Genomic DNA, 24491 nt, shown 5'->3' on the forward strand with positions numbered 1-24491 from the left:
GGCGCAGCAGGCGGCCGGATGGCGCGCCCGCCGCCGACCGGGTCCGCAGCCGGGTCCGCAGCCGGGTCCGCAGCCGGGTTTGCAGCCGGACCCGGGGCCGGGACAGCAGCGCGGAGAAGCGCACGGCCGGGCGCCCGACCAGATGGCCACCGCGCACGCCGCCCTGCGCGATCCGCAGGCCGTGCGCGAGCTGGAGCGGCGGCTCACCGAGGTGATGTGGGGCATGCCGGCGATGGCGGCCAGGGTGCTGGTCTGCCTGTTCATCAGCGACACCGGCAACCTGACCGTGGCCGAGCTGGTCGAGCGGCTGCGGGTCAGCCCAGCCTCGATCTCCAAGGGCGTCGGCTGGCTCGAACACCTGGGTCTCGTCCGGCGCGAGCGCGACAACCGCCGCGAGCGCTACATCATCGACGACGAGGTCTGGTACCGGACGTGGCTGGTGGGCACCCGGTCGATGGCGCAGTGGGCCGGCACCGTGGCCGAGGGCATCGACGTCCTCGGCGCGCACACCCCCGCGGGCACCCGGCTCCGCACCGCGAGCCGGTTCTTCCAGGTCCTCAGCGACGACATGGCCCACGCGGCCGAGCACTACCGGCAGACCTTCGCCGACGGCGCCGACATCCCCCCGTGAGCCGGGGCGGTCACATGCCTTCAGGGGCGGGGCCGGTCACCGGGGCCGCCGCGGACATGATCGAGTCGATGGTGGCCAGGTCGTCCGGCCCCAGCGTGATCTCCACGGCGTCCAGGGCCAGGTCCAGGTGCCTCGTGCTGCGCGCGCCGACGATGGCGACCTGGACGGCCGGATTCGACAGCACCCAGGCCACCGCCAGTTGCCCGACGGTCGTGCCGAAGCGTTCCGCGAAGCGGCGCAGCTCGGCGACCACCGCGAGGTTGCGGCGGAAGCCCTCGCCGGTGAAGTCGGGGCTGTGCGAGCGCCAGTCGTCGGCAGGGAACGTGGTGTGCTCGTCGAACGTGCCGCTGAGCAGGCCGTGCGCCAGCGGCCCGTACGCCAGCACGCCCAGATCGCTCGCCGCCGCGTACGGCAGCAGCTCGTCCTCCACCTCGCGCCGGAACAGGTGATAGGGCGGCTGCACGGTCTGCGCGCCAGGGAAGGCGCGCACCTGGCCGGCGTCGAAGTTCGACACGCCCACGTGCCGGATCAGCCCTTCCTCGACCAGCTCGTGCAGCGCGGCGGCGCTCTCCTCGAACGGGGTGCGCGGGTCGGGCCAGTGCACCTGGTACAGATCGATGTGGCCGGCCCCGAGCGCCTTCAGGCTGGCCTCCACGCCCTGGCGCAGCCAGGCCGGGCTGGAGTCGCGGACGAGGCGGTCGCCGTCCATGCGCAGGCCGCCCTTGGTGGCGACGACCACCCGGTCGAGGTCGCCGTCCAGCGCGCGGCCCAGGATGCGCTCGGACACGCCGAACCCGTAGCCCTGCGCGGTGTCGAAGAACGTGACGCCCCGGTCCCTGGCGTGCTGGACGGCGGCGACGGCCGCCCGCTCGTCGACCTGCCCCCAGTCGCCGCCGAACTGCCAGGTGCCGTAGCAGATCGGGCTGACCTGCAGCTCCGTGCGGCCCAACCGTACTGTGTCCATTGACTTACCCCCTTCCTGCCCCCTTCCCGTGGGGTGTCAGGGGCCGGTCATGGGAGTGCAAGGTTCGGGCCGCGAGGAGGTGGCCGTCAGGGCAGGGGGAGGCGCAGGACGAACCGGGCGCCTCGGGGCTGGTCCTCGACCTGTAGGGTGCCGCCGTGCGACTCCGCGATCTGGCGGGCGATGGGCAGGCCCAGTCCCGTCCCGCCGGAGTCCCGGCCGCGCGAGGTGTCCAGCCGGGCGAAACGCTGGAAGACCAGCTCGCGCTGGTCCGGATCGATGCCGGGGCCGTCGTCGACGACCTCCAGCTTGGCCACCCCGCGCGGGAACCGCCGCAGCTCGCGCTTGGTGGCGGCCGAGCGCGTCAGGCGGACGGTGATGGTGGTGGCGGCGTACCGCTCGGCGTTGTCGAGCAGGTTCGACAGGAGCCGCGTGAGCTGGCGCCGGTTGCCGGTCACCACGATGCGGGGTTCGAGGGAGGAGTCGAACACCTTTCCCGCCCCGTCGCGTTCCTCGGTCACGGACGCCACCAGCTCGGCCAGGTCGACCGGCTCCGTCTCCGCCTCGTCGCGGTCTTCCTGCCGCGCGATCGTCAGCAGGTCGCCCACGATGGCCTCCAGCCGGTCCAGGCTGGGCAGGACGGACGCGCCCAGCCTGGACACGCTGCTCTCCTCGGGCGCGTAGAGCGCGTCCTCCACCTCGGCGCGGATCGCCGCTATGGGCGTACGCAGCTCGTGCGAGGCGTCCGAGGTGAACCGGCGCTGCTGGTGCATCGCGGCCTGTAGCCGGGCCAGCGTCTGGTTGACGCTCTCGGCCAGGTCGTGGATCTCGTCGTGGCTGGGCGGCAGGCCGACCCGGCGTCCCGGGAACATCTCGGTGATCTCGTCCAGCTCGGCGCGGATGGCGGACACCGGCCGGAGCGACGAGGTCACGATCCGGTGGCCGAGCGCGGTCAGGGCCAGCGCCAGCAGGCCGATCGCGCCGATCACGGTCGTGGCCAGCCAGGGGGCGACGTACCAGGGGATCGCGGGGGAGGCGATGTAGACCGTCCAATCCTCCGGCCCGCGGCGGGCCGACTGCGCGACCACCACCTCGCACTCGCCCGGCGGGAAGACGCCGCCGCAGGCCGTGCCGGCGATGATGTTCTGGCCGTCGGGGACGAGGGTGGCCATGACCGGCTTGCCGCGCATCCTCGAGGTCGCGGCGATGATCTGGCCCGCCTGGTTGAGGATCTGCACGTTGCGGTCGGAGTGCTCGACGAGCGGGAAGACGATCTGGTTGTGCTCCACCTGGTGGGCCAGCCGGCCGCCGTCGGCGGCCAGCTCGGCGATGAGGCCGCCGGTGACGTACCGGTGGATCGCGAACATGACGGTCGCGGCCAGGAGAGCGCACAGCGCGGTGGACACCGCCCCGGCGAACCAGGTTATACGCGCTGCGATCGACATATTACGCCAGGCAATCATGTTCTCCCCCTCATAGAGGGGAACACGGACACCTGGCGATCAGAAGCAAGAGGCGTACAGGTGTCGGCATAGGGGGACCCAAGACTCGCCACCCGGGAGCGCCGCAGGACGATCCGGCTTCCCCGTCATCAGACGCGCAAGCGGGTCTCGGTCGAGCCCTCCGGGTGGTGGGTGACGGCCCCGCCGGGGTGCGACAGCTCCACCGGCACCGGGGAGTCGACCATGACCCGGTCGCCCTCGACCGCCACCGAGACCAGCCCGTGCGGCGAGGGGACGGCGCCGCGCGCCCACGCCAGGCCGCCCAGCCGCGGGGCCACCCGCACCCGGTCGTAGCCCGGCTCGGCAGGGGTGCTGCCGAGCGTGTGCACGAGCAGGTCGCGGGTGGGGGTGGCGGACCACCCGTGGCAGTACGAGCCACCCTCCCAGCACTCGCGCAACGCGCTCGGGGCGCCCTCCAGCAGCGCCGACCAGTCACGGCAGGCACAGCCCGGCGATCTCGCCGGCCGCGCCGAGGAGGGCCAGCGCGTCGTGGACCACGTAACGGAAGAACGGCTGGGCGCCGACGACGAGGCGGTCCACGTCCCAGTCGGGTTCCTCGCGGGCCGAGACCGAGCCGCCGCTGGCGGGTCCCTTGGCGTCGCCGCCGTGGTCGGCCAGCGGGCTGCGGGTGAACATGGCCTCCCGGTCCAGCAGGAACGCGCGGGCGCGGGCGTGCCGGTGCTCGGGCACCAGGGGAGATCCTCGACGTCGTACGCGGCTTCGGCCACGGCCCCGGCGTGTACCGGCTGTCTGATGTCCTGCTGGAGTACCAGCTCACCCGGCCCACCGCGGCCAGCCGTGGGCTGGCGGCCCTGCTAGACCCGCTCGACGGCGTGCCCAACCTGCTGCTCACCCTGGAGGCGTACCTGCGCCACGGCCGCGCCCGCCGCGCCACCGCCGCCGGCCTGCACATCCACCCCAACACGCTCGACTACCGCCTGCGCCGGGTGGCCGAGCTGACCGGCCTCAACCCGGCCGACGAACTGGCCCTGCAGAAACTCGCCGCGGCCCTGGCGGCCAGGAAGTCCCGCTGACGGGAGTTGCCGGGTCGGTGAGGTCGTGCGTAGGGTCCGGCCGGTCAAAGGGCGGGGAGGCCGGGGGATCGTCCCGGACAGGGTCGGCCTGGTCCTGCTGGAGGAGGCACATCAGGACGCCTTCCGCACGGGCCTGGTCATCGTCCCGGCGGGGTCGGTGACGATGCCTATGACGTCCAGATCGGTGATCATGGCGCGCAACGCCGGCGCGGTGAGCAGCACCCAGGGCTGCCGCGTGCCGAGCACCCTGGCCAGCTTGAGCGGCGAGGTGAAGGCGACCGCCGTCCGCTTGCCCGCGGGCGTGCGGAACAGCCGCAGGGTCAAGGTGTGTGCCCCGGGCTGCACCGGGACGCACAAGCGAGGCTCTGACATCTGGCTCCTCCTGAGACGGCCTGTCGGAAAAGGCCACAGGTCAGACGCTAGGCCCGGATGCGGCGGCGGGCGCCGATCACTATGCGATCCGGACGCGCGGGCCGGAAATCCTGACGGGGAATTGACGCGGCGCCTCCGGGCGCGCCGGTCGTGCGCGCGTCGGCTGACCGCCGACCCCGCCACGACCGGCGCCGGAGCGGACGTCACTCGCTGGGCCACCACGGGTCGACGTCTTCGAGCGAGAACTGCTGGTACGGGGTGTTCCAGCAGCGGCGCTGGAGGAGGGGCACGCTCTCGTCGAGGCTGGCCTGCGAGACGTCGAGGCACTTGCCGCCGGCGGTGCGGATGTGCACCGTGTCGTGGCCGGCCTGCTCGATGCGGAAGCGCTGGCTCACGCTGTCGAGGCAGTGGAACTGGATGATCGGTGTGTTGTCCGCGAAGGTGTGGTCCCACGCGTCGAGGCACTTGCCGTCGAAGGTCTCGATCGCCGCCCAGTCGTGGTGCAGGTGCCGGATGCGGAAGCGCTGGTGCGACTCATGGTCGCAGGCGGACAGGCCGATCGGCGTCTCGTTCTCGAAGCTGAAGTCGGAGACGCTGAGGCACTTGCCGGAGTACGTCTGGATCGCCACGAGCTCGCCGTCGTCCCACTCGACGGGGGCCGCGGCGGACGGCGTCGCGGGCATCGCGGTGAGAGCGATCGCCGCGATGGCGCCGCTCGCCAGCCACCGCATGCGGGCGGCTGCGCGCGTGAAGGTGCACATGCTCATGATGGGTTCCTCTGTGTCATGAATAGCGGGGCCGAAGCCCGGCAAACCCATTGCACCGTGCGGCGAGAATCGACGGCACGGTGAAACGAACATCACTTATGTCGCCAGGACATGCTAAGTGCACCTGAGTAAATCAGCGCGTAAGTGCGAGCCCGGATCTCTGGGCGTGTCGGGAAAGCCGCAAAGCCGGTGACGTTTTATCGATTTATCCGTATTAAATGGATATTTCCGGTGGATGGGGGTTTTCCCGGTTCAGGGCGGGGCGAGGACGTGGTCGGTGCCGGTCGTCCGCGACACGTGCGCGATGGCGTCGAACCCCTCGAACACCGGCAGGTCGAGGAAATAGTCGGCCATGCGCGTGTGCTGGAACGACGCCGCGTCACCGACGTAGGGTCGGGCCGTGCGCAGGTCGGCGAGCGTCCAGAGCCGGTCGGTGGGGAACGCCCCCTCGACGCTGCCCGCGACGGTCGGCGGCAGCGGCGCGTCGTACCAGGCCCCGTGCGGGCGGCGCGGCGTCGGGTCGCCCAGCGTCGTGGTTCGGCCGAGGCTCGACGTCACGCCGATCGCCCGGTAGTCGTCGCCCAGGGCGGCGGCCAGATGGGCGCCGGCCGGGAGCAGCAGCCTCTCCTGCGCGTCCATCGCCGGGGTCCGCTGGATGTGCCAGTTGTGGGCCGCCAGCACCACTCGCGCGCCGCCGTCCAGGAGCCGCAGCACCGACTCGGCCATGTAGAGGTCCCTGAACGTCGAGGCGGACTCGAAGCCCTCGACGGCGTTGGCGCGGTGGAGCTGGTCGAGGTACCAGGCGCCGCGGAGGTGCCAGGCCGCCGTGTCGTGCTCGGGCCCGTGGCCGTGGGCGCGCTGGACGAGCGCCACGCGCCGCAGGTGCGCCGCCAACCGGCTCAGCGCGGCGGTGAGGACGTCGCGCTCGTCGCGGGTCAGGGCCTGGTACCGGGTGAGCGCCGCCAGGGTCACCGGGTCGTGGAAGCGCCGGGCCACCCCGATCGCCTCCTCCAGCGGCGCGAGCGCCTCGGGCGCGGCCCAGCGCAGGTAGCGGGCCAGCTCCTCCAACGCGGGCAGCGGTGAACCGCTGGCCCCGGGCAGGTCGGTGCCCACGCAGCGCAGCGGCGGCCCGGCGGCGGCGCGGTTGCGCTCGCGCATCCAGGTCAGCGTCTCGTGCATCTCTCGGCACCGCCCGAGTGACAGCGCGATTCCGTCCGCGGCCACCCGCTCCACGGTGCCGGGGCCGCCGCGCACCCAGGCGTCCAGGACCTGGCCCTGGGTGAACGGGGCCTCCAGCGCGTACACCTCGAAGCCGCACCGCTCGACCAGGAACCTGAGCAGCCGGTGGCGTACCCGGTAGAACTCCCTGATGTGGTGTGAGCTCTCGCCCAGCGCCACGACCCGCGCCTCACCCACGACGTCGCGCAGCGGTTCCAGGTCGTCCACGGGGGAGTGCGGGTCGAGGGTGTGCAGGGCGGTGCCGTGCTCGCCGACCCAGTTCGCGAAGCCCGTCGTCGTCACCTTCATGCCCCAGAGCCTCGCGTGAGGGGCCCGCCGCGGTCGTCGTGCCGGGGAAGGCTCTCCCGCGTACGCCCGCCGGAGCAGCCGCGGCACCGCGTACGCCGCCGGAAGTACGCGGGACGACCGGAAAGTCGTTAATCGCCGGTATTGGCGGTTTGTTGCGATTCTTTCATTGATTCTTGGGCGGCGCCGGAAAATCGGGAACGGCGTGGCGTAGGAGCCGGACTCGCCATAACTGTAAGCATCGTACCGGTCTGGCGGTCGCGGAACGCATTCCCGAAGGGACCGGGTAAATGGTCAGCTCAATGAGACGAATGGCGAGGCCCGCGGCGTACGGCCGCCTCGCGGTGGCGCTGACCGTCACCATGGCCCCGAACACCATGGCCCCGGCGGCGAACGCGGACAAGGACCCCGGCGCCCGCGAATTCCGCCACTTCCGCGGCATCCACAGCGACCGCGGCTTCCACACCGGCCGCACCGACGACGGCGACGGCAGGAACTGCAGACCGCGCACCTTCTTCCGGATCCACGAGCTGTCGCCGCGGAACTTCTACGTGCCCCGCACCCAGTTCGTCGACGGCCCCGGCGGCTCGATCACGGTGTCGGTCACCCGCGAGCACCAGGTGACGGCGTTCGTCGAGGCCGCGAACGAGAAGGAGAAGCAGGCGGAGACGAAGTTCGCGCCGGCCGGCACGAACACCGGCACGAACACCGGCCCGACCGTCACCGCGGAGACGGTGGTCGAGAGGCTGCGCCGGCTCGGGCTGCCGCATCTCCAGCAACGGAACAAGGTCTTCACCGGGCACGAGTACACCCGGAAGATCAGCGACGGCATGTACGGCCACATGTGGTACCGCGTGCTCGGATACCGCGCCGCCTGGTCGGCGTGGTCGGTGCTCGGCACGTGCGAGCGCCGCAAGGTCGCCGCGGGCATCGCCAACGTGCCCTCCCGGGTGGAGGGCTGGCGTTACTGGGAGTCCAGGCACCCGACGTTCAAGCACCGCAAGCTGTCCGAGAGGTGACCGACCGGCCCCACGGCTGCTTCCGGCGTTGCGCGACCGTACGAGCTGGGAGAAGGCGGCCCGGCGGAGGGTCAGCTTCCGCACCGGGGCATCGGGCTGGGAGGATGTGTCCCGTGTCCGCCCTGGGACGGGTCTCGCGCCTGGCACGCGCCGCTGTCTTCGCGGCGGTGTGCGTCGTCGTGTCCGCGGCCGGGCACGTTCTCGCCGGTGGCGCTCCGGTCGCGGTGGCGGCCCTGTGCGCCGGGGTGGTGGCGGCGTTCGTCCCGGCTTTCGCGCTGGGCGCGCGTGAGCGCGGGCCCGAGGTCGTCGTCGGGGTGACGGCGGGGGTGCAGATCCTCCTGCACGAGCTGTTCGCCAGGAGCGCTCCCCTGTCCGGCGGGCACGCCGAGCACGCGCACGACCTGATGCCCGGCATGGCGCCCGGAGCCGGTATGACCGTCGCCCACCTCGTGGTCGCGGTGGTCAGCGGGTGGTGGCTGCATCGCGGGGAGAGTGCGTTCTGGCTGATGGCGCGGCTGTGGGGGATGACCCCGCTGCCGAGGTCGCGCAGGCTGCTCGCCGGGGTGGTCGAGCCGGTGACGACGCCGGTGCGCGTCGTGTTCGTGGCCGGGGCGCGGGTGTATCGCGGCCCCGAGCGGGTCAGGGCCATCCGGCGGCGCGGGCCGCCGGTGCCGCTCGGCGTTCGCTGACGACCGTCCTGGCGCCGCCGCCGGGACGGCCGGGCGTTCGCCGACGACCGCCCCCGTACCGTTTGCGACATCGAGGAACCCATGACATCGACAGTCCAGCTCGTCATTGGCGGGATGACCTGCGCGGCGTGCGCCGCGCGGGTGGAACGCAAGCTCAACCGCATGGAAGGGGTCAACGCCAGCGTCAACTACGCGACCGAGAAGGCCACCGTCGAGGCCGACGGGGTCACGCTCGACGAGCTGATCCGGGAGGTCGAGCGCACCGGCTACAGCGCCGAGCCGTACACGCCGCACACCTCCGAGGCCCCGGAGGACGCCGACGACAAGCGGGTGCGCTCGCTGGGGCGGCGCATGGTGGTCGCCGTCGTGCTGGCCTTCGTGCTGATGGACCTGTCCATGGGGATGGCGTTCGTGCCGGAGTGGCGCTTCGCCGGATGGCAGTGGGTGCTGATCGGCGTGACCGCGCCGATGGTGACCTGGTGCGCGTGGCCGTTCCACCGCAACGCGTTCAGGGCCGCCAGGCACCGCACCACCTCCATGGACACCCTGATCTCGACCGGGGTCATCACCTCCACCTGCTGGTCGGTGTACGTCATCCTGTTCCCGATCGACGCGGGACCGGCCGGGACGGGCCTGTGGGCGTTGCTGTCCGCGCCGAACAGCGCGCTCTACCTCGACGTCGCCGGGGGCGTGACCATGTTCGCGCTGGCCGGGCGGTTCCTGGAGGCGCGGGCGCGGCGCTCGTCCGGCGCCGTGCTGCGGCGGCTGGCCGAACTCGGGGCCAAGGACGTCAGCGTCCTGCGCGCCGACGGCAACGAGTACCGCATCGACGTGGCCGACCTGCGGGCCGGTGACCGGTTCGTGGTCCGTCCCGGTGAGAGCATCGCCGCCGACGGCGTGATCGAGTCCGGGCAGAGCACGATCGACACCAGCGCCATGACCGGCGAACCGGTGCCCGCCGAGGTCGCCGAGGGCGACCCGGTGACCGGCGCGACCGTCAACCTCGGCGGGCGGCTGGTCGTCCTGGCCACCCGCGTGGGCGCCGACACCCAGCTCGCCTCGCTGATCCGGCTCGTCGAGCACGCCCAGGCCGACAAGGCCGCCGTGCAGCGGCTGGCGGACCGGATCTGCGGCTGGTTCGTGCCGGTGGTGTTCCTGCTGGCGGCGCTGACGCTGGCCGGGTGGCTGCTGGCCGGAGGGGCCGCGCACGAGGCGGTCACCGCCGCGCTGGCCGTCCTCATCATCGCCTGCCCGTGCGCGCTCGGCCTGGCCATCCCCACCGCCCTCCAGGTGGCCTCCGGCACCGGCGCGCAGCTCGGCGTCTTCATCAAGAGCCACCAGGCCATGGAGTCCGCGCGGGCCGTCGACACCGTCGTCCTGGACAAGACCGGCACGCTGACCGAGGGCCGCATGAGCGTGGCGGACCTCGCCGCCGCCGACGGCGTGCCGCCGTCGGACGTGCTGCGTTACGCCGGAGCCGTCGAGGACGCCTCCGAGCACGCCATCGCGGCGGCCATCGCCGCCCACGCCCGCGCCCGGCTCGGCGGCCTGCCCGAGGTGACCGGGTTCGCCGCCCTGGCCGGGCTCGGCGCGCGGGGAACGGTCGAGGAGCGGCGGATCCTCATCGGCTCCGCCCGGCTGCTGGCCGGGGAGAACGTGTCCGTCCCCGCGGCGCTGGAGCAGACGCGGGGCCGCTGGGAGGGCGAGGGCCGCACCGTCGTCCTGGTCGCGGCCGACGGCACGGCGTTGGGCGCGATCGCGCTCGCCGACACCGTCAAGCCCTCGGCCGCCGCGGCGATCGACGAACTGCACGCGATGGGGCTGAACACCCTGCTGCTGACCGGCGACAACGCCACCACCGCGCGGGCCGTCGCCGACCAGGTCGGCATCGTCGACGTCGTCGCGGAGGTGCTGCCCGCCGACAAGGAGGCCACCATCGCCCGCCTGCAGAAGGAGGGGCACCGGGTGGCCATGGTCGGCGACGGCATCAACGACGCCCCGGCGCTGGCCCGCGCCGATCTCGGGCTGGCCGTGGTGGAGGGCGCCGACGTCGCGCTGGCCGCCGCCGACCTCATCCTGATCCGCGAGGACCTGGACGTCGTGCCCACCGCGCTCACCCTGGCCCGCGCCACCCTGGCGACCATCCGCGGCAACCTCGTGTGGGCGTTCGGCTACAACGTCGCCGCACTGCCGCTGGCCGCCGCCGGGCTGCTCAACCCGCTCATCGCCGGTGCCGCCATGGCCATGTCGTCGGTGTTCGTGGTCGGCAACAGCCTGCGGCTCCGCCGCTTCGCCCCGCCGCGCCCGGCCGCCGACCTGCCGGACGACCACCCGTCCGCCCTGCCGACCGCCCTGCCGACCGACCTGCCATCCGACCACCCGACCGACCTCCCGTCCGGCCACCCGGACGACGGTCGTCAGGCCGGGAGGCCGTCGAGGACCTCGGCGGCCAGGCCCAGCGCGGTGGTCATGCCGATGCCGGAGGTGACCGACACCACCCGCACCCCCGTCACGGGCGTGGCGACGAGGAACGGCTCGGGGGCCGAGGCGTAGACGCCGCGCCAGCGATCCCTGACCGTGAGCCGCCCGGCCCCCAGCAGGCGGGCGGTCTCGGTCAGGACCCGCCGGTCCAGCTCGTCGTCGTCGAACGGCTCCGGCGTGACCGCGTAGGAGTGGGTGTCGCCGATGGTGAGGTCGCCGTCCGGCCGCTGGGTGAACATCAGGTTCAGCCCGATGCCGACCAGCTCCGGGTGCTCGGCCTCCAGGCGGGCCCGCAGGGCGGGCGCGGTGGGGCAGGCCGTGAAGCCGCCGTAGCGGAGGAGTGAGAAGCCCGACAGCACGGCAGGGGCGACCCGGCGTCCGTGCGGGTCGGCCACCCGCAGCATGCGCAGGACGCAGCGGCGCAGCCCGGCGCGCTCGGCCAGGCCGGGGAAGTGCCGGTCGACGTCGTGCCCGGTGGCCACGATCACGTGCCCGGCCCTGATCCGGCCCCGGCCGGTGGTCACCAGGCCGGGCTCGACGAGGTGCGCCGAGGTGGCCCAGTGGAAGCGCACCCCCTGGCGGGCCAGCCAGGCGGCGATGGCGGGCACGGCCCGGCGCGGGTCGACGCGTACGTCCATCGGCAGCCAGGCGCCCCCGACCACGCCGGGGCCCACAGGCACCCGTTCGGCCACCCGGCGGGCGTCGAGCAGGACGGCCTGGCCGTCGCGGGCGGCGGCGAACTCCTCCAGGACCGCGTACTCGTCGTCGGAACGGGCGACCACGACGGTGCCGCCCTCCTCCAGCCAGAGCCCCGCCTCCTTGGCCAGGCGCAGCCAGGCGGTCCTGGCGGCCATCGCGTACCGCAGGGCGTCGCCGTCCTGGGCGGTGAAGCAGCCGTGGCCGAAGTTGCGTACCGAGGCGCCGACGGGCCGCTCGTCCCGCTCGACCACCACGACGGACAGCCCTCGGGCCACGGCGTGCACGGCGTGGGCCAGCCCCACGATGCCCGCACCGACGACCACGAGATCGGCCGCGTCGAGCGAACTGTCCCACGGCAGGTCACTTGTCATGATAAGTACGCTGCCTCGCGCGCCGAGACGCCGTCAATCCCGAACCTGACATGTCATCCCGCGTTTCTTCGGACGTCATTCACCCAAGTGAGAGGGGCGCTCTCGGAGCAGGCGGGCGTTCCGTGGAATGTCGGCATTCCTGTATGGTCAAGTGCCATGGACGCACCCCTCCACGAACGCGTCGCGTCGGATCTGCGCCGCCGCATCAGCTCGGGCGAGCTGCCGGTGGGCGCGGCCATCCCCTCGGAGTCGCACCTGTGCGAGCAGTGGGGCGCCTCGCGGGGCCCGATCCGCCAGGCGCTGGCCACGCTGCGCGCCGAGGGGCTCATTGGCGGCGGGCGCGGCAAGCCGCCCGTGGTGCGCAGCCAGAGCATGCCCCAGCCGTTCGAGACGTTCCTGTCCTTCTCGCGCTGGGTGGAGCTGATGGACCGCACGCCGGGGCAGCGCACGCTGGAGATCGCCCGCCGCCCGGCGCCCCCCGAGGTGTGCGACGCCCTCGGGCTGGAGGAGGGCGAGCCCGTCGTGCAGATGCTGCGGCTGCGGCTCATCGACGAGATCCCCGCCATGGTCGAGCGCACCACGTTCGTCTGGCCGGTCGGCCGGCTGCTGTTCGACCACGACTGCGACTCCGGGTCGGTCTTCGCCTACCTGAGCCGGTGCGGGGTCGACCTGAGCCGGGCCCGCCACGTGATCGACGCGATCGGCGCCGACGAGACCGACGCCGGGCTCCTGGGCGTCGGCCGCGGCGCGCCGCTGCTCCGCGAGCGCCGTCAGACCTCCTCCGCGGGTGGGGAGCCGGTGGAGTTCTCCGACGACCGCTACCGGCCCGACCTGGTCTCGTTCACCATCGACAACTCCCAGCAGGCCCGCCCCGCGCTGCTGCGCACCGGCCCCGACGACCTGCCTCCCGCCCGAGCCCCGCAAGGAGAGACACCGTGATCGAACTGGCCGCCCTCGACATCGCCGGCACCACTGTTGACGAGCGCGGCGCCGTCTACCAGGCGCTGGAGGAGTCCGTACGCGCCGCGGGCGGCACTCCCACCCCCGCCGACGTCGGGCGCTGGATGGGCGCCGACAAGCGCGAGGCCATCACCGCGATGCTGACCTCGCCGGGCGGCCCGCCCGGTTACGACGCCGTCGAGGCCGCCTACGCCGACTTCCGCGCCCGGCTCGCCGCCGCGTACGCCGCCCGGCCGCCCGCGCCCCTGCCCGGCGTCGCCGAGGCGATCGCCACCCTGCGCGCCGGGGGCGTCAAGGTGGCGCTCACCACCGGGTTCGACCGCGAGGTCACCACGGCGCTGCTGACGGCCGTCGGCTGGGACAACGGGTTTCTTGACGCGGTGGTCTGCGCGGACGACGTCACGTCCGGGCGGCCCGCGCCATACCTGATCTTCCGGGCGATGGAGGCGACCGGCGTTCACGACGTGGGCCGCGTGCTCACCGCCGGTGACACCGTGCGCGACCTGCGGGCGGGCACCAACGCGGGGGCGCGCATCGTGGCCGGGGTGCTCACGGGCGGCCAGGACGCCGCCACTCTCGGGGCCGTCCGGCACACCCACCTGCTGCCGAGCGTCGCGAGCATCCCCGCCCTGCTCTCCCTGCGCTGACCGCCGGACGGGCATCCCCGCTCCGTTCCCGCCGGGCTCGCTGGACGGGGGATCACGCCGTGGTCGGCGTCCCCGCCAGCTCGGCCAGGGCGGGGCGCAGCCCGGTGGTGTCCGTGCCCGCCCAGCCCACGTACCCGTCGGGGCGGACCAGGACCGTGGGGCCGCCCGGCGTGGCGGGGGCCGACACGTGGACCCGGTCCTGCCAGCCGGTGACGTCGGCCGCGCCGACGAGGACGAACCGCCGGTCACGCAGCGCCTCGTACAGACGGCCGCCACCGCCGAGCGGAACGTCGGTCGCGCGAGTGCCGACCAGCTCGTGCGCGCCGCCGGGCGCCGGGTAGGCGTAGCCGACGCCGCTGAGCTGGGCGATGATCCTGGCGCGTACCTTGGGGACGGACAGCGCCCGGCGCGCGGCGAAGCCGCGGATCGCCCGTCCGGCGGCCGACTCGATCATGGCGGCCCTGATGAGGGCGCCGCTGCTGCGCAGCACCGAGCGGCCGACCGGGTGCCGCTCGCTCTGGTACGTGTCGAGCAGCGCGTCCGGCGCGCCCCGCAGCACCGAGGCGAGCTTCCAGCTCAGGTTGGCCGCGTCCTGCAACCCGGTGTTCATGCCCTGCCCGCCGGCGGGGGAGTGCACGTGGGCGGCGTCCCCGGCCAGGAAGACGCGGCCCACGCGGTAGTCCGGCACCTGCCGCTCGTCGCTGTGGAAGCGCGCCAGCCAGCGGGCGTCGTGCATGCCGAAGTCGGAGCCCAGGGCCCGCCTGGTGACCTCGCGGAGCTCGTCCAGGTCGAGGGGCGCGTCGTCGGGCACGACATGGCGGCGGTCCCAGGCGAAGACCCGGTGGTAGCCGTCGCCGAAGGGCGCGATGAAGGCGAAGGCGTCCCCGACGCCGTTGACGGTCAGCAACTCGGGGGGCGCCTCGGTCAGCCTCACGTCGGCGAGCATGATGGACTTCAGCACCGACTTGCCGGGGAAGGGCTGGCCGAGGGCGCGGCGCACCGTGCTGTGGAAGCCGTCGGCGCCCACGGCGTGTCCGGCGCGGTGGACGCCGTTCTTGGTGGTGACGGTGACGCCGGTGGCGTCCTGGCTCAGCTCCAGCACCTCGGCGCCGTACTCGATCGCGGCCCCAGCCTTCAGCGCCCGCTCCAGCAGCAGGTGCTCCACGTTGTACTGCGGAGTGACGAGCAGGTACGGGAACCGGCTGGGCAGCGCGCCCAGATCGACGTCCACCCGGCCGAACACCCGCAGCCTGCCGAGCGGGGCGCCCATGGCCACGAGCTGGTCGGCCAGGCCGCGGGCGTCCAGTTGCTCCAGCGTGCGGGCGTGCACTCCGAACGCCCGCGACAGATTGGAGATCCGGCCGTCACGGCGCTCCAGGATCGTGACCCCGACCCCTGACTCCGCCAGATCTCCCGCGAGCAGCAGCCCGGTCGGCCCCGCCCCCACGACGATTACCTCGCTCATGTCGCCTTCCCTTCGGCCGAACGTTCACGACCCAGGATTCGCCGCTCCCACCGAAATGTCAACATGTGTTGGCCAACATCTGTTGGCAAAGGGGTGGGGCCGTGCCTACTCCGTGGTGTCGGCCGTGCGCACCACCGCGACGTTGCCGCGCGCGTGGTGCAGGACGCCCCGGCTCACCGAGCCCAGGACGATCGCCTTGAGCGTGCTCCGGCCGTGCGAGCCCACGACCAGCAGGTCGGCCTGGTCGCTGGCGGCGGCGAGGGTCTCGACCGGATGCGCGCACCGCACGTCCGTGATCACCCTGACCTCCGGGTGGCGCTCGCGCCACGGGGCGAGCTGCACCGTCGCGAGGTGCTGGTGGTGCTCACGCAACGCCACGAAGTCCAGGTCGAACGAGGTGGCCAGCGCGAACGGCAGCGGCCACGCGTACACCGCCCGCAACGTGCTCTCGCGCAGCGCGGCCTGCCGGAAGGCGTACGTCAGGGCCGGTTCGCACGGGGCGGAGGAGGCGTCGAAGCCGACGGCGATCTCGCCGCGCACCGGCGCGCCGCCCGCCCTGACGACGACCACCGGGGCCGGGATCTGGCCCGCGACGTTCATGCTGACGGAGCCCAGCACCGCCCCGGCGAAGCCGCCCCGCCCCCTGCCGCCGACCACCAGCTCGGTCGCGTCCTCGGCCCGCTCGCGGAGGGAGGTGGCCGGGGTCCCCGTCATCAGCTCGGTGCTCACCTCGACGGACGGGCGCCGCCGGCGGACCAGCTCCTCGGCCTCGGCCAGCACCTTGCGCGCGTGCGTGGCCAGGTACTCCTCCCACTCGACCGCGCCGACCTGTGGCACCTGGTACGGCCAGGTCTCCACCACGCAGACGCAACGCAGCGGCACCCCCATCCGGAAGGCGTCGTCGGCCGCCCACTCCACGGCGCGAAAGCCGGGCTCCGACCCGTCGACACCCACGACGATCACATCAGACATCGCCTACCCCCTCCTCCCATTTCATCCCGGCGGCGGATCGCCGGGCAGGGCCGAAACCCCAAGAGGTGGCCATGATCTGGTGTGCGACCAGACGTTCAGCCCGCGTCCCGGACCACCCGGTACGTCAGATGGGTGACCAGACCGGTGCCCGAGGGCGCGCCGAGGGGTTCGAGGGTGAGGTCTCCGGCGCCGGCGAGCAGCCGTTCGCCCCTGCCCAGGATCACGGGCGCGACGTGCAGGCGCAGCTCGTCGATGTGCCCGGCCGCCAGGTACTGGTTCACCGTCGCGGCGCCACCGGCGATGGCCACGTCCCGGCCGCCCGCGGCCTCGCGCGCCTGGGCCAGGGCCGCCTCGATCCCGTCGGTCACGAAGGTGAACGTGGTGCCGCCCCGCATCGTCAACGGCCCGCGCGGATGGTGGGTGAGGACGAAGACCGGCGCGTGGTACGGCGGCTCCTCGCCCCACCAGCCGCTCCAGTCCAGGTCCCAGTCACCGCGCCCGGGATCGAACATGTTGCGGCCCATGACGAACGCCCCTGCCGCGGTGATGCCCTCGATCACGGCGGCGTGCCGCTCGGGCTCCTCGATCATCCACTGGTGCAGGCGATCGCCCACACCCTCGCCGAACGGCTGGTCGAGGCTCTGGTGCCGCCCTGCCACGAAACCGTCCACGGACATCGACATGTCACAGACGACCTTGCTCATCTCGTTTCCTCCCGCGTGCGCGGGCGCCCTGCCGGCGCCGCTTTCACGGGGAGGTCGGAGCCGTCGGCTCGTTCTCTACATGCCGGTCGAGTGCTCCGGCGGTCCGCTCACCGGACCGGGCCGCCCGCGCGCCCGTCGCCGCCCTCGCCCTGGATTGGGACTCCTACTTGATCCCTTTGTGTCCTGCCGGGCAATCGATTTCGGGGGCGAATCCCCGAACGGGCCGCTACGGTGACCCGTGGAAGATTCGGCCAAGCCCGTAAAGCCTCTCCCGGAGTCTCTCTATGCGTGTAGCAGCGGCAGTCCTGTCCTTCCTCCTCGCCGTCTTCGTCGTGCCGTCCCCGCAGGCCGCCGCCGCGTCACTGCCGGGCGGCAAGGCCTCCTACGTCGTCTCGCAGGGGCATCTCAAAGCCTCCTCCCAGGAGAACTGGCTGCGCCTGGGCAGCTACCACTTCGGCACCGACGGCACGGTGACCGCCTCCTTCTACCTGTGGTGGCAGCGCAACCCCGAGGCCAGGCAGCGCACCGGCGCCACACCCGACGCGAGCTGCACCACCACGGCCGGAGGTTCGGGAACGCGGGCCCGCGCGTGCGAGGTGCTCACCGCCGGAGGCTTCATGGGCGCTCCCGACGAGAAGCGCACCGGGACGTACACCCTGTCGGGGAACGTGGTGAGCATCCGGTGGGAGATCGCCCAGACGTGGACGGAGCAGTGGACCGTGCAGGGCTCTCCCGACGGGAAGCTGGCCCGCCTCGACCTCACGCACAGCACCCTGGCCACCCACGGCTACGGCTACGGCAGCAACGCCGCGCTCTCCACCCGGCGCGCGATGAGCTCGGTGAAGGCGCACCCCGGCACGCTCAAGCAGGACCTGACGAGCTGGGCGGGCGGCAAGATCACCAACTCCATGGACCAGACGTTCGGCCTCAGCTCCTTCCGCACCTGCAGCACCACCACGTCGTGCCTGACCTACCTGCAGCCGTCCTCGAACAACGCGTGCAAGAAGGAAAGCGGCTGCCCCACGTACGGCGGCGGGACCTCCGCCAACATCACCTCCATCCAGTACTACCTGATCAAGCTCGCCAACTCCGACCGCCGCGACACGCTGTGGCACTGGTGCACCTGCCTGGCGATGGAGCGCGACCAGTTCTGCTACAACGGCAACTCCCACGTCAAGCCGCTCATGCAGATCATCGACGACGGCGGGGCCTTCCGCGGCTGGGTCGGCGCGGAGGCGTCCTTCTCGACCTCCAACTCGCGGGCGTCGGACATGCTGGCCGTGTTCCGCATCTCCGACTTCGGCTGACCGCCTTCCGCTGACCGACCTGTTCCGCCGACCGGCGCCGGTCCCCGCCCAGGGGATCGGCGCCGGTCGCCGTTTCGGCCACCTCGGCGTCACTCGCCGTTCGGTTCGGTGGGCTAGCCTTTTCGGTATGCGCGGGGTTGGAGTGCTCGTCGCCGCACTTGGTGTGCTCGTGCTCGCCGGGTGTGCGCAGGACGACGAGATCTACGTCACCACGGTCACCGACAGCCACGGCCGAGCCTGTACGTTCGTCTACACGGCCCGCGAGGGCGAGGGCTTCAACAGCAGCCGCGACGTCGACGTCAGCCAGCTCGACTGCGAATACCCGCCCGCCGGCCGCACCCCGGGCAAGCCCACGACGGTCCATATGTCGCCCAGCGCGCAATAGCCCTCTGCCCCCGGTCGCCGCCGACGGACGCGCCCGCCGCCGGAGTGCCGGACGGCGGGCGGCCACGAGAGGCGGCGGCGTCAGAAGTCGTCGGCGGTGCGGATGCGGTCGCGGATCCACACGCCGGCCGGCTTGAGCCGCGAGGTGCCCGCGAAGGGCCCGCTGGGGCAGGTGCCCTCGGTGAAGACGGCGCCGGAGCGGAAGTCGTCGGAGAGGTTCCAGTTCACCCAACTGATCTTCTTCTGCGCCATCAGGTCGAGGTACTGCTGCGAGCGGGTGAAGTTGTTCCCGCCGTCGCCCGAGGACGTCTGGGTGCCGAACTCCGTCACGAAGATGGGCAGCCGGTCCGCGGCCCTGGACAGGGTGTCGAGGTAGTCGGTGCCGTGGGAGGCCGCGTAGAAGTGGAAGGTGTACATGATGTTGGTGGCGTTGACCGGGTTGTTGATGATCTCGGTCTCGCTGGCGCCGTCGGAGACGCCGAGGGACGACCACGCGCGGGTGCCGACCAGGATGGGCGTGTCGGGGTCGTGCTGCCTGATCACGGGGATGAGCTGGTGGGCGTAGTTCCTGACGGTTGACCAGGAGACGCCGTTGGGCTCGTTGGCGATCTCGTAGAGCAGGTTGTTCTTGCCGTTGTGCCGCTGGGCGATCTCGGTGAAGAACGTCTTGGCCCGGTCCAGGTTGTGGTTGGGGTCACCGGGGCTGAGCATGTGCCAGTCGACGATGGCGTACATGCCGCGGGCGGTGGCCTGCTCGATGAGGTTGTGCACGCGGTCGGTGAACAGGCGCGGGTTGGTCTCGTACCCGCCTTCCTGGATGTACATCGAGATGCGCAGGACGTCGGCCTTCCAGTCGTTGGCCAGGGCGTCGAGCGAGGCGGTGTTGAGGCACTGGTGGTACCACTGCAGGCCGTGCGAGCTCATGCCGCGCAGTTGGATCTGCTTGCCGTTCTGGTTGCAGAGCTTGGTGCCGCAGACCCTGAGCTGACCGTTGGCCTGGACGGGCGTCCCTCCGGCGGAGGGCGTGCCGACCACGATGCGGTCGAGGTTGGGGCCGCCGTTGGCGGTGGTGGCCGTGGCGCGAACGGTGTTGGCGCCCGCATTGAGCGTGGTGGTGACCGTGGCCTCCTGCCAGTTCGTCCAGACGCCGGTGCCGGGGAAGTCGATGGTGCTCGTGGTGCCGTTCACGGCGATGGCCATCGGGCGGTTGACGGCGGTGCCGTTGGCGTACCGGAGGGTGAGGGTGGCGGGGCCGCTCGTGGCGGCGTCGACGGCGAACTGCACGTACGAGCCGGTCGTGTTGTCGTAGTTGACGAAGCCGGTGCCGCTGAATCCGGCGTGGTTGGACTCGACCGCGCCCTGGGAGACGGTGGCGCTCTCGGCCTCGTACGTGGTCGCGGCCGAGACTGGGGTCGCCTGCAAGGAGAGGGCGGCGATCGCGGCCACGACGACGAGCCGCAGGGATCGATGCATGGGGGTGAGCTCCTCTACCCGTTCATTAGGAAACCTTACTAACGAGCATGGGGAGCGTAGTTCGGGTCTCTGTCAGCAGACAAGACCCAAATCTGACCGGGCCGGTCAACCTGCCCGCCCTGGCCCCTGAGCCCTCGTGGCCGCCTCCGATGCGGTCTTCACCGCGTCTCTTGACGCTTCGTCAGGTGAGTGGTCCCATGAGTCGCGATAGGAAGGTTTCCTAATCCGGAGGACGCAGATGCGATCACTCCTCGCGGGCGCGGCGGCGATCGGGCTGCTGTTACCCGCTCTGCCCGCCGCCGCCGACCCCGTCGAGTCCGGCCCGTGGACGGCGTACTCGCCGACCTTCACCGTGCAGGAGCGCGGCTGCGGCGACGTCGGCGACCTGACGTTCCGCCTGACCTGCTCCACCGGCAGTGGCGACCAGCGGGCCGAGCGGCGCTACGCCACCTACACGGGCGGCACCCGCCAGTTCGAGGGCCACTTCAGGATCACCAGCCTGGAGGGCACCCGCATCAGCCTGAAGCAGACGTTCAAGACGACCGGCCCGTTCTTCATGCTCGCCGTCGAGCGCGGCGGCCGGCTGTACGCGGTGCACGGCGGCACCACGATCGCGACCGGTGCGACCGTCGGCACCACGGTCCGGGTCAACACCGTGCACGTCGTGGGCAGCAGCCATCGCACCTACATCAACGGGTCGTTGCGGCACACCGTGTCGAGCGAGAGCGGGAGCTTCTACGACAAGTTCGGCGCCTACCGGACCGACAGCGGCCAGGGGCCCGCCACGGTGCAGTGGAGCAACGTCCAGTTCTGGCGGAAGTAGGGCCTGTGCGGGCTCTGGCGGCGGCGCTGCTCGCGCTGACGGTCGTGGCGTGCGCAGCCCCGCCCCCCGACGCGACGCCCCCTCCCGGATCGGCCCTCGACGCGGCGGCCCCCGACGCCGAAGGTTCCGACGCCGCAGCCCCCGACGCTGCAGCCTCCGTCACGCTGCCGGGTCAGCCGCCGTCGGGTCAGCCGCCGGGTCACCCGACGCCGGGTCGCCCGGCGTCGGCCGGTGGGGCGGGGCCGGGAGTGGCGACCGCGCGGTTGTCCGGCGTGCTCGTCTCGCCGACCGATGTCGAGCTGCGCTGGAGCGAAACCGGCTCCGGAGCCGGGACCGGCACGGGTGCTGGGGAGCGGGCCGTCGCGGGGTACGCGTTGGAGTTCGCCACCGCCCCCGAGGGCCCGTACACGACCTTGGCCTTCCTTCCGTCCGGGGAGACGGCCTACACCCACCCCGACCTCATCCCGCAGACCACCTTCCACTACCGACTGCGGCCCTACTACGGCCCGGCGACGAAGCCGGTCGACGTGGTGCTCGGCGGCGGCCCGTACGGGGAGGCGGAGCCCGGCTGGTCGCAGCCGCGTACGATCCCGGGCAGCCCGCCCGGCAAGCTCCCCACGGGCACGGCGGCACCCTCCGACCTGAGGGCCACCGTCACCCAGGCCGACGGCGTGGCCTTCACGTGGACCGACCGGACGGGCGACGAGGAGGGCTTCCTCCTGGAGAACCGGCCCGCGAACCAGCCCGGCTTCCGGGTGGTGGCCCTGCTCGACCCCGACGTCAACGCCTTCGGCCTGATCACGCTGCCCGAGGAGCGGCGCGCGACCTACCGGGTACGCGCCATCCGCCACGGAGCCCCGTCGAACGTCGTCGCACTGAAGACGGGCGGCACCTGAGGCATCGGAACGTTGCCGCCCGAATGGTCACTGCAATCGGTTGCGGAAAGTGCGCGGCGGCGACACCCAAGACACCCGCCGTGGCGACCGGCCGGACCCGCCCCGCCGTGCCCTGCTCCCGGCCTGACGAGCCTGGACGGCGCGCATCGACCCGGCGGGACAGCGCATGGCTCCGATCTTCGAGTGCTCTTCCGGCCAGCAAGCGGCTGCATCGCCCATCCATCAGCCACTTTCATCCGATGAATCGATATGGAATAAGTTAGGAAAGGTTCCTAAATTATGGATCGTTCCAGTGGTTGACGGCCTTCCTCGTTTGTGGCAAACGTTTGGGGGAGCTCCACTTCCTTACTCGTGGCATCACTCTCAGCCAGGAGCGCCCGATGATCTTCAGTAAGTTCGGGGCCTGCATCGCCGCCTGCCTGCTCGTCTTGGGCACGACGGCGCTCCCCTCGGCCGCAGCGCCCACCCGGTACGAAGCCGAGAACGCGACGATCTCCCAAGGCGTCGTCGAGTCCAACCACACAGGCTTCTCCGGCACCGGCTTCGTCAACGGCGACAACGTCGCAGGCTCCTCCCTCGAATGGACGGTCAACGCGCCCAGCGCGGGCACCGGCACGCTGGCCTTCCGCTACGCCAACGGCACCACCTCCGACCGGCCCAGCGACATCTCCGTCAACGGCACCACGGTCGCCGCCGCCCGCTCGTTCCCCCCGACCGGCGTGTGGACCGGCTGGACCACGGTCACGCTGACCGCGCCCCTCACCGCGGGGCCCAACACGATCAGGGCCACCGCGGCGGGCGCGGGCGGTAACCCCAACTTCGACTACCTCGACGTCGAGGTCCAGTCGGCGGGCTTCACCGACTACCAGGCCGAGAACGCGACGATCTCACAGGGCGTCGTGGAGTCCAACCATGCCGGGTTCACCGGCTCGGGCTTCGTCAACTACGACAACCTGGTCGGCTCGTACGTCGAGTTCTCCGTCAGCGCGGCCGCCGCCGGCACGCAGGGCCTGACCTTCCGGTTCGCCAACGGCACGACGTCCGACCGGCCGATGGCCATCGCCGTCAACGGTACGCCCGCCACGGTGAGCTTCCCCGCCACCGGCGCGTGGACCACCTGGCAGGAGGTCACCGTCAACGCGGCGCTCAACGCGGGCGCGAACACCGTCAGGGCCACCTCGACCACCGCGGGCGGCGGCCCGAACCTCGACCGGCTGCGCGTCAGCGGCCCCGGCGACACCGAGAAGCCCACCGCTCCCGGACAGCCCGCCTGCTCGGCGATCGCGCACGACGCCCTGACCCTGGACTGGCCGCCGTCCACCGACGACATCGGCGTGGTCGGCTACGACGTCTTCCACCAGGGCCAGCAGATCGCGACCGCGACCGCGCCCCCGTACCGGCTGACCGGCCTCACCCCCGACTTCGCCTACCAACTGTCGGTGTTCGCCCGCGACGCCTCCGGCAACGTGTCGCTGAGCAGCCCCGAGGCCGACTGCCGTACGCTGCCCGCGCCCGCCGACGATCCGCCGACCGCGCCGGGACAGCCCACCGTGAGCGCCGTGCAGGCGACCTCTGCCTCGGTGACCTGGGGCGCGTCGAGCGACGACAACGGGGTGCGCGCCTACCTGGTGCGCGACCACGCCACCGACGCCGTGCTCGCCACGGTCACCGGCACGCCGCCGGCGACGACGGCCGTCGTGCCGCTGGAGTGCGCGCGTACGTACCAGGTGCACGTGGTGGCGCGGGACGGCGCCGGCCGGCTCTCGAACCCGAGCCCGCCCTCCGCGTCGTTCACCACCGGGAGCTGCGGCACCGTTCCGCAGACGCCGACCAGCGTCGCGGGCGGCTTCGACATCCCGTGGGACGTCTCCTGGGCCCCCGACGGGACGTACGCGCTGGTGACCGAGCGTGACACGTTCCGGGTGTTCAAGGTGACCACGTCGGGCACGAAGACCCAGGTCGGGACGGTGCCCAACGTGCAGACCACCGACGGCGAGGGCGGCCTCATGGGCCTCGACTTCTCGCCCACCTGGAACGGCACGACCGACCAGGAGGTGTTCTTCATGCACACCGCCTCCGAGGGCAACCGCGTCGCCAAGATGAACTTCAACGGCACGGCGCTCAGCGGCTACGCCTCGATCCTGCAGGGCATCGACAAGAACCGGTACCACAACGGCGGACGCATCAGGTTCGGCCCTGACGGCCACCTGTACGTCGCCACCGGCGACGCCCAGCAGACGAGCAACGCCCCCGACCTCGACTCGCTCAACGGCAAGATCCTGCGCGTCACCAAGAGCGGCGCGGCGGCCCCCGGCAACCCGTTCGGCACCCGGGTCTACAGTTACGGCCACCGCAACCCGCAGGGCCTGGCCTGGGACTCCGCCGGTCGCCTGTGGTCGTCGGAGCTGGGCAACTCCTCGCGCGACGAGCTCAACCTCATCCTCCCCGGCCGCAACTACGGCTGGCCCACGTGCGAGGGGTCGTGCAGCGTCTCCGGGATGACCAACCCCAAGCACACCTGGAGCACCGCGGAGGCGTCGCCGAGCGGCATCGCCATCGTCAACAACACCGTGTTCGTGGGCGCGCTGCGCGGCCAGCGCCTGTGGCGCGTCGTGCTCGACGGCGAGAACGTCTCGACCGTCAACGCCTACTTCAACGGCACGTACGGCAGGCTCCGCGCGGTGGAGAAGGTGCCGGGCGCCGCCGCCATCTGGTTCGGCACCACCAACTCCGACAACAACGGCAACGGCTCTCCGGACACCATCAGGCGCTCCGCCATCCAGTGACCGCTCCCTGACCGCCGGCGGCCG

The 24491-nt window shown here is 72.3% G+C and carries 23 protein-coding genes and 1 pseudogene; 12 read left to right on the forward strand and 12 right to left on the reverse strand.

All coding sequences use genetic code 11. The features are described from left to right. The coding region (locus ABD844_RS19555) for a MarR family transcriptional regulator (protein ID WP_344879387.1) at window positions 1-631 on the forward strand (631 nt) is incomplete at its 5' end. Between the two features lie 10 nt (window positions 632-641). Here the strand turns inward: ABD844_RS19555 and ABD844_RS19560 are convergent. From ABD844_RS19560 to ABD844_RS19575, 4 genes are all read right to left on the reverse strand, one after another. Next, a complete protein-coding gene (locus tag ABD844_RS19560; protein WP_344879390.1) occupies window positions 642-1595 on the reverse strand; it encodes an aldo/keto reductase in 954 nt (317 codons plus the stop codon). Window positions 1596-1681: 86 nt separating this feature from the next. Further along, window positions 1682-3037 (reverse strand): sensor histidine kinase, encoded by a 1356-nt coding sequence (locus ABD844_RS19565; protein WP_344879393.1) that lies wholly within the window; start codon window positions 3035-3037, stop codon window positions 1682-1684. 146 nt (window positions 3038-3183) lie between these two features. Continuing rightward, entirely contained in the window at window positions 3184-3492 is a 309-nt protein-coding gene (locus ABD844_RS19570; RefSeq protein WP_344879396.1) for an alpha-L-rhamnosidase C-terminal domain-containing protein, read from the reverse strand. Between the two features lie 34 nt (window positions 3493-3526). After that, window positions 3527-3784 (reverse strand): hypothetical protein, encoded by a 258-nt coding sequence (locus ABD844_RS19575; protein ID WP_344879399.1) that lies wholly within the window; start codon window positions 3782-3784, stop codon window positions 3527-3529. A gap of 47 nt (window positions 3785-3831) precedes the next feature. Between ABD844_RS19575 and ABD844_RS19580 the strand changes: the two genes are divergently transcribed. Then, entirely contained in the window at window positions 3832-4128 is a 297-nt protein-coding gene (locus ABD844_RS19580; protein ID WP_344879402.1) for a helix-turn-helix domain-containing protein, read from the forward strand. Window positions 4129-4239: 111 nt separating this feature from the next. Here ABD844_RS19580 and ABD844_RS19585 read toward each other — a convergent pair whose 3' ends face one another. From ABD844_RS19585 to ABD844_RS19595, 3 genes are all read right to left on the reverse strand, one after another. Further along, a complete protein-coding gene (locus ABD844_RS19585; RefSeq protein WP_344879405.1) occupies window positions 4240-4500 on the reverse strand; it encodes an SAV_915 family protein in 261 nt (86 codons plus the stop codon). Between the two features lie 203 nt (window positions 4501-4703). Beyond that, window positions 4704-5267, reverse strand: a complete 564-nt coding sequence (locus ABD844_RS19590; protein ID WP_344879408.1) for an RICIN domain-containing protein — start codon at window positions 5265-5267, stop codon at window positions 4704-4706. Window positions 5268-5519: 252 nt separating this feature from the next. Beyond that, on the reverse strand, window positions 5520-6794 hold the full coding sequence (locus ABD844_RS19595; RefSeq protein WP_344879411.1) for an erythromycin esterase family protein: 1275 nt from the start codon (window positions 6792-6794) through the stop codon (window positions 5520-5522). 308 nt (window positions 6795-7102) lie between these two features. Here ABD844_RS19595 and ABD844_RS19600 point away from each other — a divergent pair, with 308 nt between their 5' ends. The 3 genes from ABD844_RS19600 to ABD844_RS19610 all read left to right on the forward strand — a co-directional run bounded on the left by ABD844_RS19600 (window position 7103) and on the right by ABD844_RS19610 (window position 11052). Next, window positions 7103-7810: a hypothetical protein gene (locus tag ABD844_RS19600; protein ID WP_344879414.1), complete on the forward strand. Its 708-nt coding sequence runs from the start codon at window positions 7103-7105 to the stop codon at window positions 7808-7810. Between the two features lie 113 nt (window positions 7811-7923). Continuing rightward, the gene (locus ABD844_RS19605) at window positions 7924-8499 is read left to right on the forward strand and encodes a hypothetical protein (RefSeq protein ID WP_344879417.1); all 576 of its coding nucleotides are present in this window, start codon (window positions 7924-7926) and stop codon (window positions 8497-8499) included. 81 nt (window positions 8500-8580) lie between these two features. Continuing rightward, complete coding sequence (locus ABD844_RS19610) at window positions 8581-11052, forward strand: heavy metal translocating P-type ATPase (protein ID WP_344879420.1); 2472 nt, start codon at window positions 8581-8583, stop codon at window positions 11050-11052. Here ABD844_RS19610 and ABD844_RS19615 read toward each other — a convergent pair. Then, a pseudogene (locus ABD844_RS19615) lies at window positions 10998-12050 on the reverse strand (TIGR03364 family FAD-dependent oxidoreductase); the annotation flags it as partial. The gene ABD844_RS19610 and the pseudogene ABD844_RS19615 sit on opposite strands and share 55 nt — an antisense overlap. 156 nt (window positions 12051-12206) lie before the next feature. Here ABD844_RS19615 and ABD844_RS19620 point away from each other — a divergent pair. Then, complete coding sequence (locus tag ABD844_RS19620; protein WP_344879423.1) at window positions 12207-12989, forward strand: GntR family transcriptional regulator; 783 nt, start codon at window positions 12207-12209, stop codon at window positions 12987-12989. Then, a complete protein-coding gene (locus ABD844_RS19625) occupies window positions 12986-13657 on the forward strand; it encodes a phosphonatase-like hydrolase (RefSeq protein WP_344879426.1) in 672 nt (223 codons plus the stop codon). The genes ABD844_RS19620 and ABD844_RS19625 overlap by 4 nt, the downstream gene beginning before the upstream one ends. 52 nt (window positions 13658-13709) lie before the next feature. Here ABD844_RS19625 and ABD844_RS19630 read toward each other — a convergent pair whose 3' ends face one another. The 3 genes from ABD844_RS19630 to ABD844_RS19640 form a co-directional block, all read right to left on the reverse strand. Then, window positions 13710-15122: an FAD-dependent monooxygenase gene (locus ABD844_RS19630; RefSeq protein WP_344879429.1), complete on the reverse strand. Its 1413-nt coding sequence runs from the start codon at window positions 15120-15122 to the stop codon at window positions 13710-13712. Window positions 15123-15227: 105 nt separating this feature from the next. Next, entirely contained in the window at window positions 15228-16094 is an 867-nt protein-coding gene (locus tag ABD844_RS19635) for a universal stress protein (protein WP_344879432.1), read from the reverse strand. A 95-nt stretch (window positions 16095-16189) separates the two neighbouring features. Then, window positions 16190-16798 carry a dihydrofolate reductase family protein gene (locus ABD844_RS19640; RefSeq protein WP_344879435.1) on the reverse strand — a complete coding sequence of 203 codons (609 nt, stop codon included), beginning with the start codon at window positions 16796-16798 and terminating at the stop codon, window positions 16190-16192. Between the two features lie 284 nt (window positions 16799-17082). Here ABD844_RS19640 and ABD844_RS19645 point away from each other — a divergent pair, with 284 nt between their 5' ends. Both ABD844_RS19645 and ABD844_RS19650 read left to right on the forward strand, forming a co-directional pair. Next, on the forward strand, window positions 17083-18105 hold the full coding sequence (locus ABD844_RS19645) for a hypothetical protein (protein WP_344879438.1): 1023 nt from the start codon (window positions 17083-17085) through the stop codon (window positions 18103-18105). A 127-nt stretch (window positions 18106-18232) separates the two neighbouring features. Further along, window positions 18233-18490, forward strand: a complete 258-nt coding sequence (locus ABD844_RS19650) for a hypothetical protein (protein WP_344879441.1) — start codon at window positions 18233-18235, stop codon at window positions 18488-18490. Between the two features lie 80 nt (window positions 18491-18570). On the opposite strand, the gene ABD844_RS19655 is transcribed toward ABD844_RS19650, so the two are convergent. Beyond that, window positions 18571-19962 (reverse strand): cellulase family glycosylhydrolase, encoded by a 1392-nt coding sequence (locus ABD844_RS19655; RefSeq protein ID WP_344879444.1) that lies wholly within the window; start codon window positions 19960-19962, stop codon window positions 18571-18573. A gap of 238 nt (window positions 19963-20200) precedes the next feature. On the opposite strand from ABD844_RS19655, the gene ABD844_RS19660 reads away from it, so the two are divergent. The 3 genes from ABD844_RS19660 (at window position 20201) to ABD844_RS19670 (ending at window position 24467) form a co-directional block, all read left to right on the forward strand. Then, window positions 20201-20785: a hypothetical protein gene (locus tag ABD844_RS19660; protein WP_344879447.1), complete on the forward strand. Its 585-nt coding sequence runs from the start codon at window positions 20201-20203 to the stop codon at window positions 20783-20785. Window positions 20786-20790: 5 nt separating this feature from the next. After that, window positions 20791-21681: a fibronectin type III domain-containing protein gene (locus ABD844_RS19665; RefSeq protein WP_344879450.1), complete on the forward strand. Its 891-nt coding sequence runs from the start codon at window positions 20791-20793 to the stop codon at window positions 21679-21681. A 380-nt stretch (window positions 21682-22061) separates the two neighbouring features. After that, window positions 22062-24467 (forward strand): PQQ-dependent sugar dehydrogenase, encoded by a 2406-nt coding sequence (locus ABD844_RS19670; protein ID WP_344879453.1) that lies wholly within the window; start codon window positions 22062-22064, stop codon window positions 24465-24467. The last annotated feature ends 24 nt before the right edge of the window (window positions 24468-24491 follow it).

Source organism: Nonomuraea antimicrobica, from assembly GCF_039536965.1.
Classification (GTDB): Bacteria; Actinomycetota; Actinomycetes; order Streptosporangiales; family Streptosporangiaceae; genus Nonomuraea; species Nonomuraea antimicrobica.

Excerpts from the sequence above, each read along its gene's own strand:
- ABD844_RS19560 (WP_344879390.1), bottom strand. The coding sequence starts at position 1,595 with ATGGACACAGTACGGTTGGGCCGCACGGAGCTGCAGGTCAGCCCGATC.
- ABD844_RS19565 (WP_344879393.1), bottom strand. The coding sequence starts at position 3,037 with ATGTCGATCGCAGCGCGTATAACCTGGTTCGCCGGGGCGGTGTCCACC.
- ABD844_RS19585 (WP_344879405.1), bottom strand. The coding sequence starts at position 4,500 with ATGTCAGAGCCTCGCTTGTGCGTCCCGGTGCAGCCCGGGGCACACACC.
- ABD844_RS19590 (WP_344879408.1), bottom strand. The coding sequence starts at position 5,267 with ATGAGCATGTGCACCTTCACGCGCGCAGCCGCCCGCATGCGGTGGCTG.
- ABD844_RS19595 (WP_344879411.1), bottom strand. The coding sequence starts at position 6,794 with ATGAAGGTGACGACGACGGGCTTCGCGAACTGGGTCGGCGAGCACGGC.
- ABD844_RS19600 (WP_344879414.1), top strand. The coding sequence starts at position 7,103 with ATGGCGAGGCCCGCGGCGTACGGCCGCCTCGCGGTGGCGCTGACCGTC.
- ABD844_RS19610 (WP_344879420.1), top strand. The coding sequence starts at position 8,581 with ATGACATCGACAGTCCAGCTCGTCATTGGCGGGATGACCTGCGCGGCG.
- ABD844_RS19620 (WP_344879423.1), top strand. The coding sequence starts at position 12,207 with ATGGACGCACCCCTCCACGAACGCGTCGCGTCGGATCTGCGCCGCCGC.
- ABD844_RS19630 (WP_344879429.1), bottom strand. The coding sequence starts at position 15,122 with ATGAGCGAGGTAATCGTCGTGGGGGCGGGGCCGACCGGGCTGCTGCTC.
- ABD844_RS19635 (WP_344879432.1), bottom strand. The coding sequence starts at position 16,094 with ATGTCTGATGTGATCGTCGTGGGTGTCGACGGGTCGGAGCCCGGCTTT.
- ABD844_RS19640 (WP_344879435.1), bottom strand. The coding sequence starts at position 16,798 with ATGAGCAAGGTCGTCTGTGACATGTCGATGTCCGTGGACGGTTTCGTG.
- ABD844_RS19645 (WP_344879438.1), top strand. The coding sequence starts at position 17,083 with ATGCGTGTAGCAGCGGCAGTCCTGTCCTTCCTCCTCGCCGTCTTCGTC.
- ABD844_RS19650 (WP_344879441.1), top strand. The coding sequence starts at position 18,233 with ATGCGCGGGGTTGGAGTGCTCGTCGCCGCACTTGGTGTGCTCGTGCTC.
- ABD844_RS19655 (WP_344879444.1), bottom strand. The coding sequence starts at position 19,962 with ATGCATCGATCCCTGCGGCTCGTCGTCGTGGCCGCGATCGCCGCCCTC.
- ABD844_RS19660 (WP_344879447.1), top strand. The coding sequence starts at position 20,201 with ATGCGATCACTCCTCGCGGGCGCGGCGGCGATCGGGCTGCTGTTACCC.
- ABD844_RS19670 (WP_344879453.1), top strand. The coding sequence starts at position 22,062 with ATGATCTTCAGTAAGTTCGGGGCCTGCATCGCCGCCTGCCTGCTCGTC.